The sequence below is a fragment of the Pantoea sp. SORGH_AS_0659 genome (assembly GCF_031453915.1).
Taxonomy (GTDB): Bacteria; Pseudomonadota; Gammaproteobacteria; order Enterobacterales; family Enterobacteriaceae; genus Pantoea; species Pantoea leporis.
Window position 1 is genome coordinate 3,298,040 of record NZ_JAVJAK010000001.1, and the last position, 12,684, is coordinate 3,310,723.

The 12,684-nt window shown below is 56.6% G+C and carries 14 protein-coding genes; 2 read left to right on the plus strand and 12 right to left on the minus strand.

What is annotated here, in order from left to right; all coding sequences use genetic code 11:
- Nucleotides 1-5 precede the first annotated feature (5 nt).
- The 4 genes from Q3H59_RS15660 to aroL form a co-directional block, all read right to left on the minus strand.
- Nucleotides 6-1,565, minus strand: a complete 1,560-nt coding sequence (locus Q3H59_RS15660) for an OPT/YSL family transporter (protein WP_110867769.1) — start codon at nt 1,563-1,565, stop codon at nt 6-8.
- Nucleotides 1,566-1,754: 189 nt separating this feature from the next.
- Nucleotides 1,755-2,507, minus strand: coding sequence for an IclR family transcriptional regulator (locus Q3H59_RS15665; protein WP_192413994.1), 753 nt, complete (start codon nt 2,505-2,507; stop codon nt 1,755-1,757).
- Nucleotides 2,508-2,864: 357 nt separating this feature from the next.
- Entirely contained in the window at nt 2,865-3,056 is a 192-nt protein-coding gene (locus Q3H59_RS15670) for a YaiA family protein (protein ID WP_101762471.1), read from the minus strand.
- A gap of 108 nt (nt 3,057-3,164) precedes the next feature.
- On the minus strand, nt 3,165-3,689 hold the full coding sequence (aroL, locus tag Q3H59_RS15675; protein WP_110867770.1) for a shikimate kinase AroL: 525 nt from the start codon (nt 3,687-3,689) through the stop codon (nt 3,165-3,167).
- A 283-nt stretch (nt 3,690-3,972) separates the two neighbouring features.
- Between aroL and Q3H59_RS15680 the strand changes: the two genes are divergently transcribed.
- Nucleotides 3,973-4,665, plus strand: a complete 693-nt coding sequence (locus tag Q3H59_RS15680) for a DUF2076 domain-containing protein (RefSeq protein WP_217547419.1) — start codon at nt 3,973-3,975, stop codon at nt 4,663-4,665.
- Here Q3H59_RS15680 and Q3H59_RS15685 read toward each other — a convergent pair whose 3' ends face one another.
- The gene (locus Q3H59_RS15685) at nt 4,666-5,109 is read right to left on the minus strand and encodes a YaiI/YqxD family protein (RefSeq protein ID WP_008106050.1); all 444 of its coding nucleotides are present in this window, start codon (nt 5,107-5,109) and stop codon (nt 4,666-4,668) included. It abuts the gene before it with no gap.
- Between the two features lie 147 nt (nt 5,110-5,256).
- Between Q3H59_RS15685 and proC the strand changes: the two genes are divergently transcribed.
- Nucleotides 5,257-6,069, plus strand: coding sequence for a pyrroline-5-carboxylate reductase (proC, locus tag Q3H59_RS15690; protein ID WP_110867772.1), 813 nt, complete (start codon nt 5,257-5,259; stop codon nt 6,067-6,069).
- Between the two features lie 141 nt (nt 6,070-6,210).
- On the opposite strand, the gene Q3H59_RS15695 is transcribed toward proC, so the two are convergent.
- The 7 genes from Q3H59_RS15695 to Q3H59_RS15725 form a co-directional block, all read right to left on the minus strand.
- Nucleotides 6,211-7,740, minus strand: a complete 1,530-nt coding sequence (locus Q3H59_RS15695; RefSeq protein WP_309835740.1) for an FAD-dependent oxidoreductase — start codon at nt 7,738-7,740, stop codon at nt 6,211-6,213.
- Nucleotides 7,741-7,865: 125 nt separating this feature from the next.
- Complete coding sequence (locus Q3H59_RS15700) at nt 7,866-9,035, minus strand: amidohydrolase family protein (protein WP_309835742.1); 1,170 nt, start codon at nt 9,033-9,035, stop codon at nt 7,866-7,868.
- Nucleotides 9,028-9,801, minus strand: coding sequence for a 6-phosphogluconolactonase (locus tag Q3H59_RS15705; protein WP_309835744.1), 774 nt, complete (start codon nt 9,799-9,801; stop codon nt 9,028-9,030). Before Q3H59_RS15705 ends, Q3H59_RS15700 begins: the two co-directional genes overlap by 8 nt.
- 1 nt (nt 9,802) lies before the next feature.
- The gene (locus Q3H59_RS15710; protein WP_309835747.1) at nt 9,803-11,326 is read right to left on the minus strand and encodes a sodium:solute symporter family protein; all 1,524 of its coding nucleotides are present in this window, start codon (nt 11,324-11,326) and stop codon (nt 9,803-9,805) included.
- Between the two features lie 288 nt (nt 11,327-11,614).
- On the minus strand, nt 11,615-11,917 hold the full coding sequence (locus Q3H59_RS15715; protein WP_101762479.1) for a PsiF family protein: 303 nt from the start codon (nt 11,915-11,917) through the stop codon (nt 11,615-11,617).
- A 102-nt stretch (nt 11,918-12,019) separates the two neighbouring features.
- Complete coding sequence (gene iraP, locus Q3H59_RS15720; RefSeq protein ID WP_101762480.1) at nt 12,020-12,274, minus strand: anti-adapter protein IraP; 255 nt, start codon at nt 12,272-12,274, stop codon at nt 12,020-12,022.
- Nucleotides 12,275-12,484: 210 nt separating this feature from the next.
- Nucleotides 12,485-12,628: a hypothetical protein gene (locus Q3H59_RS15725; protein ID WP_218168197.1), complete on the minus strand. Its 144-nt coding sequence runs from the start codon at nt 12,626-12,628 to the stop codon at nt 12,485-12,487.
- Between the last annotated feature and the right edge of the window lie 56 nt (nt 12,629-12,684).

Below are 12,684 nucleotides of genomic sequence, written 5' to 3' on the forward strand. Positions count from 1 at the left end.
CTGGATTATTTTTTGCTGCCGCTGGCAAAAAGTGAATGGAAGAAGCTGTAGAGCGCGTCGCCCGCGATAAACCCGGCGGCCATCACTTCCATCGGTGAACGTCCACGCTCGCCCCACACGCGCAGGATGATAATGCGCAGCGCGATGCCCACCATCACCGCCCAACCTGCCGCGGCGTTGTTGATTAACAAGCCGGTCGCCAGCAGGACGCCAAGCTGACGCTTCGGTCCGCCGATCAACTGAATAATCGCGCCCGGAATCGCCCACATCAGCAGGTTGCCGGCAATCCCCGGCTCCGCACCGGCCTGAATGGTTTTGGCATAGACGCGCGCCACCGGCGGCAGCAGATTCTCGGCAAAGAAAATGGTGTGCGCGTACCACACCACGGGAATACAGATCACAAAGGCAATCATCGCGGCGATCAGCTGGATACGGCGGCCCCACAGCTCTTGCTGCACATCGGCACCGTTACCGCGCAGGATAAAGCCGGCTTTCAGGTCATAACCCATATCGGCAAACGCCGGACCGGTAGCGGCGGTAAAACCACACAGCAGGCACAACGCCAACGGCGGGAAGCCGAGCAGAATACCGAGAATCAGGGTAATCAGCGCCACCGCAAAGGCCGGGAACCAGCCAGAGTGCATGGCGGCGATACCAACAATCAATTCATGCACGAAGGCAGCAAAGGCGGCGTAAAGGATAAACAGCACCAGCATCGGCAGGCCCATCTGGCTCCACAGACCGCCCGCCAGCGCCAGCAGCGTGGAGATGACGATGTAACCGACGGTGCCGAAACCCAGCGAACGTTTGACTTCGCTGTCGCTACGGCTGACGTTGACCTGATCATTGCGGCGGCTGCGAATCACCTGCACCACCTGAATTAACGCCACCAAACCGGCACCGACCATCACGCCGTGCGGAATATAGAGTGCGTTGATATCAATGCCAGCAACCGGTTGCGCGTAGGCGCGCAGCAGGAAACCCATACCGAGCATGCTGAGCGCCCAGATATTACCGATAAACGCGGTACCAAATGCCGACATCGGGATCTTTAGCATCGAACCCACGATGCCGCCAACAATCCCCACCACCAGCAGCCAAGCCTGACGACCGCCTTTGTCACCGGCTTTGATCGCTTCGGCTGCCGCCACGCCCGGCGGCCACGCATTGCTGGCCGGGAAGACGCGGGTATCAAATAGACGATAGAGTAAATAAGCATCGAGCAGCATCGCCGCGCTGACGCCAACAAACAGCGGCAGCACCAGCTGCGGCTCACCCAGCGCCCACGGCACCGCAATCGGCATCAACAGGCTGTTGGCCGCACCGAAGGTGGCCGAGGAGATGGCGGTTTGCGCGAGGTTTTGTACTTCAATGGAGCGATAGCGACGAAACCATTGCAGCGGAATACGCGCCAGCAGCATGGCAAACAGCGCGCCGATAATAGAGGTATTGGGTGTTACCCCAATGGTGGTAATAAGCTGAACCCCAATGATGGCGCCGGCAACGGACAGCAGAACCAGCATTAAGGCAACGCCAACGCTTTTTATTGGATTATTTTGACGCATGAGATCCCCGTATTTTCACCCTGTAGAAAACGCTTTAATTCGAAGTGCCCGACACGCGGGACATCAACGTTTTTATATTAATCGTTCCCTGATTATTGAAATAAGCAGGTCCGAAGACCTGCTATTTCCCTGGTGTGGCGCGAATAAACGCCTTCAAAACTAAAATAGGGTTTCCTGTTTTGGACAGGATTATGCGCCGTATTTTTCGGCCATCAGTGCAGCCGTTGCGCGTAGTTCGCTGAGCAGCCTCTCCGGATATCCGGGCGCCGCTTCTTGCGATAAAAACGAGAGACAGAGCGCGGCACTTTCACCGCGATGTTTATTGGTTACCGCGACCGCCAGCGAACTGATGCCCGGCAGCGTCTCATTGCGCGCCAGTGCCCAGCCTTGCTGGCGAATTACCGCTAACTCTTTGCATAACGCATCGACGCTCAGCGGCGAGTTCATCGAAGCCGCCTGCCAGTTGCTGGCAAAACGTTCGCGAACCTCGTCATCACTGAGCTGCGCCAGCAGCACGCGTCCGGTCGAAGTGCCGGTCAATGAAACGCGCGTGCCCGGCGGCGTCACCAGCTGGGTGAAGAAGCGGCCGTGATACATGCGCATCACCAGCACATCGTCGCCATCCAACACCGAGATATAACCCATGCAACCGCTGCTGGCCGCCAGGCGCGCCATCGGCGCCGACGCGCTATCCACTAGCGGCGTCGACAGATAGTGACCCGCCACCGACAGCAGCACGCGACCAATCTGGAAGCAGCGACTTTCAGTGTCACGCTCAAGTAAGCCTTCACTCTCCATGGTCGCTAACAGGCGCGAGACCGTGCTTTTCGGCATGCCTAACGCATCCACCACCTCGGTAAAGGTCAAGCCGGGATGGCCCTGCGTCACGCCAAAGCGCTGAAAGAGCTTCAGTACAGCGGAGGCATTTTCGAGTGTGGTCATGGCGTTGGTTTCACTATATGGAACACAGTTCCTCTTTCAATAACCAGAAAGTAAAGCGCGACGCTTTGACGGTCAAGCGCAAATTTTAAGCCGGACGTTTCTGAGGGAATTTAAGGCAGAATAAAATACGGCGTGAAGTGGGAAATAAATGACGTAATCAGGTGAGTTAAATATTCCGCAGGAAAGTGTGTAACTTTTTTGGAATATTGCAGTTTTTCGGCTGAATTATTTACCCTATAGAGTTCAAGTTGCAGGGAGGCGGCAAATGGGTGAATCCCCCAGGAGCTTACTTAGGTAAGTGACTGGGGTGAACACATGCAGCCAACGCACCTGCAGCTTGAAATATGACGGGTAAACTTAATCTTTTTCAGCGTCTTCGTAGCGCTCTTTGGCATCTTGCGCTTCGGTTTCGCTTTTGTGTTCGCTTATTAATGTATCGGGTTTGGGATGGTCGGCACGTAATTCATACCAGGTGACGGTTTGATCCGCCGAACCTTTTTCAACGGCGACAATACGCGCGACGCGCGGATAGGGTGGTTTCGTTGGCATTGTTTTCCCTCTTCTATCAGTTGTCCACAGACAGCGGTGATCCTCTGCCTAACGCTAAGTATAGACAACTGAGGATCGCTGCAAAGAAACAGAGAGAAATCTGAGGGTTTAGCTGGCGCGCGCTAAAGAGAGCGATTGCAGAATTTGCTCTACTACGCGATCGGGCGATTGCATCGCGTTGACTTCATGATGCGCAGTTTGGCGATACAAATGAGCACGCTCACGCAAAATATCGCCCATCTCTTCGGCAATCGGGCGGCCGGTTAAGGTGGGACGCTGCGCGGCTTCCGGCTGATGTTCCAGACGATCGGCCAGCACGTCTGAAGGCGCGTTCAGCCAAATCACCTGGCCGTGTTCGCGCATAAAGCGACAATTCACTTCCGCCAGCACCATGCCGCCGCCGGTGGCGATGACCGTATTCGGAGCGGTGACTGCGCGCAGCGATTCCGTTTCGCGGGCGCGGAAGCTATCCCACCCTTCAGATGCGACAATCTCCGCCACGCTGCGTTGCGTAGTGAGTTGCAAATAGTGATCGGTATCGTTGAAGGCATAGCCCAGCGCTTGCGACAGCGCCTGGCCAACCGTGGTTTTACCGCAACCGCGTGCGCCGATCAGATAGATGGGTAATGACATCCGGGCTCATCCTCCGCCGTAATGTGCCGCACGGGCAACGTCATCAGGTCAATAATGCGTCGCATAATACCTGGATTTTATTTTATCAGCCACCCGCGAGGCACGATTTACGCGTATTTCAGTCACATCCTAAGCTAGTCTTTTGATTAAGCTGCAAAAAACAATGCATGAATCGTGCATCGGGCCAAATGTAACAGCGGCCAACATTTCCTTACCAGGCCGCTGATTTACTTTCTCTGGTCGCGCCCTCATATATGAGGCATACCTTAACGGAGGGTTCCCCATGCAAAGCGAAGAACAACAACTTATTGAAAACCTGTTCAGCCGACTGAAACAGGCTGAGACGCAAAGCGGCCCGCGTGATGCTGGCGCAGAGCAGTTAATCAAACAGCATTTACAGAATCAGCCCGGCGCGCCTTACTACATGTCACAGGCGATCCTGATTCAGGAAGCGGCGCTGAAAAAGCTTAATGCGCAGGTTACGGATCTGGAAAATCGTCTGGCGCAGGCGCAGCAGCAACAGGCACCGCAGCAGAGCAGCGGCGGTTTTCTTTCCAGCCTGTTTGGTGGCGGATCGCGCCCGGCGGCGCAACATCAGCAAGCGTGGGGGAATCCACCGCCGCAGCCACAACAGCAATATGCGCCACCACAGCAGCAATCTGCTGCGCCTGCGGCACGCGGCACCGGCTTCCTCGGCGGCGCATTGCAGACGGCCGTTGGCGTGGCGGGCGGCGTGGTGATGGCGGATATGCTGACCAGCATGTTCCACCATTCGCAGCCGGAAGAGATCGTTAACATCATCAACGAACCGGCGCTGCCGCAGGTCGATAACAGCCTCGACACCTTTAACGGCAACGACAGCAACAATGCGTTCCTGAATGATAACTCGGGCTGGGATAACAACCTGGCGGACAACAATGATTTCGGTGACTTTGGCAGCGGCGGCGACTTTGACGACGATGATAGCTTCGTCTGATCAGCGCTGACGTAACCACTTATCTAATTCATTGGCGAACAGTTGGCGGTCGCGTTGGCTTAAGGTCGACGGGCCGCCACTCTGAATCCCGCTGGCGCGCATCGTTTCCATAAAGTCACGCATGGTTAAGCGCTGACGAATGGTGTCTGTCGAATAACGCTCTCCGCGCGGATTCAGCGCCGCAGCGCCCTTCTCCAGTACTTCTGCCGCCAGCGGAATATCGCCGGTGATCACCAGCTCGCCGGGCTGCACCCGTTTCACAATCTCGTTATCCGCCACGTCAAACCCGGCAGCAACCTGCAGCGTTTTCAGCCACGGCGACGGCGGCACGCGCAGCGGTTGGTTGGCGACAAAGGTCACGGTAACTTTGGTGCGCTCAGCCGCGCGGTACAGCACTTCTTTGATGACATTGGGACAGGCATCGGCATCAACCCAAATCGACATGATGACTCCTTTTTCACAGACAATGAGGCTGATCTTGCCGTGCTGCGGCAGAATGGCAACTGTTTTTGCTGGCCGCCCGCCTTGTTATTAATCCTCGCTGACGTAAGCTTACCCCCACAGAAAATGAACCACTTAGAGGATAAAGCGATGCTGGATAAAAAAATCGGGTTTGTCGGCTGCGGCAATATGGCGAAAGCCATCATTAGCGGACTGGTCAACAGCGGGCAGATCGCCCCCGCCAATATCTGGGTATTCGACCGTAAGCCCGCCACCAATCAAGCGATGGCGCAGCAATATGGCGTCACCGCCGCAGACAGCGTGGAAAGTCTGGCGCGCGAAGTGGATATTCTGTTTGGCGCGGTGAAACCCAATGTGATTCTCAAAGTGCTGAAAGATCTTGCCGGCCAGCTGAAGAAAGATGTGCTGGTGGTCTCGATTGCCGCAGGCGTGACGCTGGATTCTCTGGCATCGGTGCTCGGCCACGATCGCAAAATCATCCGCGTGATGCCCAATACGCCATCACTGGTTAACGAAGGTATGACCTCGGTGACGCCAAACGTGCTAGTGGAAGCGCATGAAGTGGATGAAGTGGTGGGGATTTTCGAAAGCTTCGGCAAAGCGGCGGTGGTAAATGAATACCTGATTCACGCGGTGGTTGGCGTGAGCGGCTCAGCGCCAGCCTATGTGTTTATGTTTATCGAAGCGATGGCCGATGCGGCGGTGCTCGGCGGCATGCCGCGTGCGCAGGCATATCAGTTTGCGGCGCAGGCGGTCAAAGGTTCGGCGCAGATGGTGCTGGAAACCGGCAAGCATCCTGGCGAGCTGAAAGATATGGTGTGCTCGCCAGGCGGCACCACCATCGAAGCGGTGAAAGTGCTGGAAGAGAAAGGCTTCCGCGCCGCGGTGATTAATGCGATGCAGCAGTGTATGGCGAAGTCAGAGGCGTTGAGTAAGCAGTGATCGGTGCGCTTTGCCCCTCACCCTAACCCTCTCCCGCAAGCGGGAGAGGGAACGGATCGAGCATGTGGCGAACTCGCGCATGCGGGAGAGGGGTCCGATCGGGCATGTGGCTGCGTCTCCCTCTTCCTGTAGGAGAGGGCATCAGGCCGCTGCGTACGCCTCATACAGCGCAATACCCTGCGCCAGCGTCATGGGCTGCTGCATCTCCTGCACCAGCGCTGCCGTCAGCGTATATAACCCGGCAGAACACACCGCCGCAATCATCCCCTCCTGACAATATAAAGCGATAAACTGCTTATTCTGTAGCGATCCCAGCAGCCGGTAATCGTCCCACTCTTCCGCATGCCCCAGATACTCATAGCGGGTACCGTAATGCGCGGTCCAGAAGAATGGCACGCGGTCATACAGGATCTGTTTCCCTAACATATTCAGCGCCGCGATGCGCCCTTGCTGGTGCGCCACGCGATAGTGCTCAATGCGTTGTGGGCCCTGCACTGACGGATAACTGGCGATATCACCGGCCACCCAGATGTTATCGGCCACGCGCAGCTGGCTGTCGGTAAGCAAGCTGCCATCGTCCTCCAGCGGCAGGTCGTGGATGAATGAGGTCGCTGGCACCACGCCCGTGCCAAACAGCACCAGGCTGGCATCAACTTTTTTGCCACTCTTCAGGCGCACGGCAGTGACTTTGCCCTCGCCTTCCAGCACCACGGGATCGCCTTCGACAAACTTCACGCCGTTGCTGCGATGCAGATCGTAAAAGTGGCGGCCAATCTCTTCGCCAAACTGTTTAGCAAACGGCAGCGGCTGGCGCGCAATCACCGTGACATCAACATCACGATTACGCAGCGAACCTGCCATCTCCATACCGATAAAGCTGTTGCCGATAATCACCAGCTGCTCGGTTTTATCCACCTCTTTGAGTAACTCATCGGCTTGATTAAGCGATCGCAGCAGATGCACGCCGTCGAGATCGTTACCCGGTATATCGAGCGGTTGCGGCACGCCGCCGCTGGCAATGAGCAGTTGGTCAAACTTCACTTGCTGACCGCCTTTAAGGACCAGCGTTTGCTCAAGCGCTTTGAGCTGCTCGACATCGCCCTGAATCCGCTCCACCGTACCCAGCACATCCTGCTGCAGCAGCTTAGGTACATCCTCAATCGCCATTTTGCCGGACGGCACGAATTTGCTCAGTGCGGTGCGATCGTAAGGTGCGGCCGATTCCCGCTCGATCAACACAATATGCCCTTTAAAACCTTCATCGCGCAGCGTCCAGATCGCCGCACTCCCCGCCGCGCCCGAACCGAGAATCACGCATACCGGTGACTCGCCTTGTGCGGAGGGCGCACTGGCGGGCGACATCGCCTGCGGACTGACCAGCACTTTGCCTTGTTCGATGCGCACCGGATAACGCTTGAGATTCGCCAGCGCCAGCGGCTCGCACATCTGCCCATCCTGCAGCTGAAACACCGCTTTGTGCCACGGACAGATCAGCTTGTCGCCACACACCGCGCCCTGCTCTAACGGCGCCCCGGCGTGCGGGCATTTGGCCTGAAACGCCTGCACCTGCTCATCGTCACGAATCAGTACCACATCGGTGTCGCCGACGGTAAATTTGGTGGGTTTGCGCTGTGCCAGCGACTTGAGTTCCACGACAGTTTGATAGCTCACGTTAGGCCTCCTTTCTTGTGGTTTTTGAGGTAATCAGCAAATCCCTACAAAGAGTAAGCCTGGCAAAGCATGGTGATTTGTCCGCATCGACAACGCGCTACGGTAGGTAAGTTATTGTTTATTCGCTAAAGATAATCTTCACCATCCCGCCACACGACAGCGCCTTGCTTCACACAGCCGCGTAAAGCCACGCCGCCGTCCGCCTGAGCAGCCAGCAGCAGCACATCGGCGGGTGCACCGCAGGCCAAACCTTGCTGCTGCGGCAGATTGAGCTGCCGCGCCGGACGAACAGACGCCATCTCAATCGCCTGCGCCAGCGTCGCCAGCTGATGGCGCAGCAGGAAGTTCACGCCCTCCAGCAAACCACGCGCCGATCCCGCCAGCAGCTGCGGCGCGTCGGCGATGCTCAGGCGTCCGCTGGCACTAAGCTGCACGCGGCCGCCAATCGCGGTGTCGTAGATGCCCGGCGGCTGCCCAGCGAACGAGGTGACGTCACTGACCAGCAGCGCCTGCTCGCCTTTGGCACGCAGGAACACTTTCAACACGTCCGCCGGCAGGTGATCGCCATCGGCAATCAACGTGGCCGTCAGCGCATCTTCCGCCAGCTGCTGCCAGATGTAATTGGGATGACGCGGCAGTTGCAGATGCGCGCCGTTGCCGAGATGGGTGGAGAGCGTGGCGCCCGCGTCAACCGCCGCGTGAATTTGCGCTGGCGTGGCGGACGTATGCCCAATGGCGACGCGCACCTGCTGCGCCACACAATGTTTGATCAGCGCATCGCTGTGCGGCCATTCCGGCGACAGCGTGAGCAGGCGAATATGCTGCTGCGCGGCTTGCTGCCAGCTGTCGAACAGCACAATATCCGGTGCGCGAATCGCCTCGCGCGGATGCGCACCGCGCGGCCCATCTTCAGGCGACAAAAAAGGTCCTTCCAGATGAAACCCCGGAACGGCGCGTGCCACGTCAGGATGATGCTGACGGGCGCTGGCGAGTCGCTGCATCGCCTGCGCAATTTCCTCCGGCATAGCGGTGATCACCGTTGGCAGAAAGCAGGTGACGCCCTGCTGCCACAGCGCGCACGTGACGTTTAGCACATCCTCTTCGCTGAAAGGAAAATGGTTAAAATCGACGCCCTGAAAGCCGTTGACCTGCAGATCGACCAAGCCCGGCGCGAGGATGATCTCCTCTTCCAGTTTATTCAGCGCGCGCACATCACTGATGGTGCCGTACTCAATCTCCAGCTCAATCGGTTGCAGCGTGCGGTAATCGCGACCGCGCAAAATGAGGTTAGTCAAAGGTCACCTCCGGGCAGGCATCGCTGTCGGTATAGAGCGTGCAATCGGCATGCTGGCGCAGACACGTCGCCGGACACGCGATGGAGATCGCATCCTCAAGCGTTGCGCGCACCGCCGCGCGTTTGCTGGCACCCGGCACCATGCAGAACAGCCGCGCACCACTCATCAAGGCGGGAATCGTTAGCGTCACGGCATGCGTCGGTACCGCCTCGAAACTGGCGAAACAGCCATCGTTGACCTGCTGCTGGCGGCAGGCATTATCCAGCTGCACCACCTTAACGGAGAAAGGATCGTTGAAGTCGGCCACTGGCGGATCGTTGAAGGCTAAATGGCCGTTCTCGCCAATACCCAGGCACACTGCATCAATCGGTGCAGCGGCAAGTTTTGCCGCGTAATCCGCACAGATCGCGGCAGGATCGCCGCAAGAAGGAATCAAATGGACTTCGCCAGGCTGCACCCTATCAAACAGCTTCTGGCGTAAAAAGTGGCTGAAACGCTGCGGCGCTTCCGCCTCCAGCCCGATGTACTCGTCCATATGGAAAGCGTGAATACGCGACCAGTCGATATCCCCAGCCGCAACCAGCGCGTCGAGAAACTCGTTTTGCGAGGGCGCGGCGGCAAACACCATGCGCACCACATGCTGTTCACTCAGCCGTTGACGCAGAAACGCGGCCACATCCTGCGCAGCAGCAGCACCTAATGCCGCGCGGCTGGCGAAGCGTTTTATCCGTAAGCGATCTCGGGTTCCCTGTTGTAAGAGCGTCATATTATCCCTCCTGAGAGACGTTGCTTTTATGCGCCCAGCGCTGTGCGGCAGGCGCATCCTGATCCTGATTGAGTGCGTTCAGCAGCTGATCTACTTCCGGGCGCACCGGCGCGCGGCGTAACCAGCCCATCACCACAAACAGCACCAGCGAGGACATCACCGGCGCAGCCACCACGGTGGCGGTGCTGACATCGGTAAAGACAAATTTCACGCAGAAGAAAGTGCCGACGCCGATCGCCCAACTCACCAGCGCGGCGGCGCTGCCGCTGCGACGAAATGCCGGCAGCAAACCCAGCAGCATGGGAATGGAGATCGGGCCGACTAAGCCGCCAAACCAGATGATCAGCAGCGACAGCACGCCGCCGAAGTGGCTGGCGTTCATGGCAATCACCAGCGTGGTGATAATGAAGATAAAAGCGGTGAGCCGCGCCACCAGCAGCGAGCTTTTACCGCGCTGAAAGTGTTTCGGCAGCATGCTAGGCAGAATATCGCGCGTCACCACCGCCGTAATGGCGTTGGCATCCGACGAGGTCATCGACAGCGTGTGGGTAAACATCGCCACCAGCACCAAACCCACTAGACCATTCGGCAGCAGCTCCATCGCCATCATCGAATAAGAGCGCGACGGATCGCTGAGATTGGGAAACAACAGCGGCGCTGCCCACATCGGCCAGAACAGAATCAGCGGCCAGATGAGATAGAGCGCGGCGGAGAGGCGCGCCGCTTTGCGTGCATCGCGGCCGGCGGGCGCGGCAATAAAGCGCTGCGCCAGATTCCAGGTGCCGCCGTTGTAGCTCAGCGTGTAGATGACGAAATAGGCGAGAATAAAGCCGATGCTGTACGGCTCCTGAATGATCTGGGTGTGGGTTGGCGGCAAACGCTGCCAGATGGTGAACAGCTCAGCAAAGCCGCCGAGATGCACCGCCACCGCCACCACCATAACAATCGCGGCCACAAACTGCACCACGAACTGGCCGAAGTCGTTGCAGGCATCCGCCCACAATCCGCCCATCACGGTGTAAAACAAACTTAGCGCACCGGAAACGCAGATGCCAATCAGCGGATCGAGTCCGGTGAAGACGTTGATGATCACCGCAATCGCCGCCCACTTCGCGCCGACGTCAAAGGTTTTCAGCAGCACCCCGCTCCACGCCAGCACCATTTGCGTTGGCAGGTTGTAGCGCGTGGCGAGATATTCCATCGGCGATTCGATGTTCATATAGATGCGCAAGCGCGCCCAGCGCGGCGCAAACAGGCGTGAACCTATCAACACCGCGATCGCGATGGGAAACGCCCACCAAAAATAGATGGTGATGCCCATGTTGTAAGCCACCGCCGCATAGGCGACAAACACCGCCGCGCTGTATCCTGACATATGATGCGACACGCCCGACAGCCACCACGGCATTTTGCCGCCAGCCGCAAAGAAATCACGCGTGCTGCCCACCTTGCGCATCGCCCACAAGGTTATAGCCACAATCATCAGCGCATAAAGTGCCATCACAGCATAATCAAGCACATTCATAGCAGACTCCACAGGTAAAGGCTGCCCAACGAACGCTCTGGCTTCGCGGGGATTGAGCGGATGGAATAATTAGTCATCATTTAGGACTAAAGCATCCTGGCAGCGTTATCGGTGCGGTTTTGTGATGAGGATCCTGATATGAGTTTTTCCTCTGACGTGATAAGTAAAATTGAATATGTCTGCGCCGCAGCTTACAGCAATAAAAAAAGGGTTCACGCTAAACATGAACCCTTATTCCTTTTCACGCATGAGTGATTTAAAAACGGCGACGATTTATCGCTAATTAAATCAGCTTTTCTTCAGGCACGAACTCATAAACGTTTTACGTGCATCGCCGGTGAGCTTTTTATCGCTCGCATCAGCATTACAGGTTTTCATCTTCATTTGTTGCGGCGTCATACTGCCTATTTTGCTGTCTTTTTTCAGACAGTCACTCATAAAGCTTTTACGCGCATCGCCTTTCAGATTTTGTGTACCGGCGCTCTGGTTACACTGGGTCATTTTTTCCTGCTGTGCGGTTTTCTCTGCCGCACTCGCTCCGCCTGCAATCAGCAAGCCTGCTGTCATTATTGCCAAAAGACACGATTTCATTACCGGATTCTCCGTAGCATTATTGCTCTCTAAGCATGGCACGGAATAAGCAAATACGAGAAATCGATAATGACAATTGCCTGCAAAAACAGGCGATAGCCATTATACGCGCGGATGATGCAGCAACTTCTCTACGTAATTACGCAGCATGGTGGTATCGGGCGTTTCAGCCGCGGGAGCGACGGGCGGCATGGCTAATTTAATAGCGGCCTCAATGTCGTGGAATTGATCGGGATTCAGTTTGCGCAGCATCGCGGTTAACACGATTTCTAATGCCTCAACCTGAGCCACTAATTCTTTAGACTCTTCTTCTTTTTCAGCCAGCTTTAGAAGGAGTTCCGCAATCAGGTTTTTCATGCGACAAGCTCAATGAGAGAAGAAAAACAGACGTTAGCATTGCGCTGAATAAAACAACAAGGATTTTTAAGCCGTTTTAGAGAAAAAACAGCCAAACGGCAGAATAAAAAAACCAGCTAGATTTCAATAGTTAATAGCGAAACGTTTCACTGGACGTTCAAAGATTTATTGAAACGTTTCGCTTATTCTATTAATTAACGCTGGTGCTAATTAGCGGGGCCCCATAAAGCCGCGACCCGGACCGCCGCCACCATGACCGCCGCCCCAACCGCCGCCACCCGGAGGTGGGAAAATACAACCGCTCAGCGCGGTCACCAATGCCACAACTGCGGCGATTTTAAACATACGGACCATAATTACCTCGGAATGGTGAAATCGGGCTGAGTGTATGAGGCCGCATCGGGCACGAC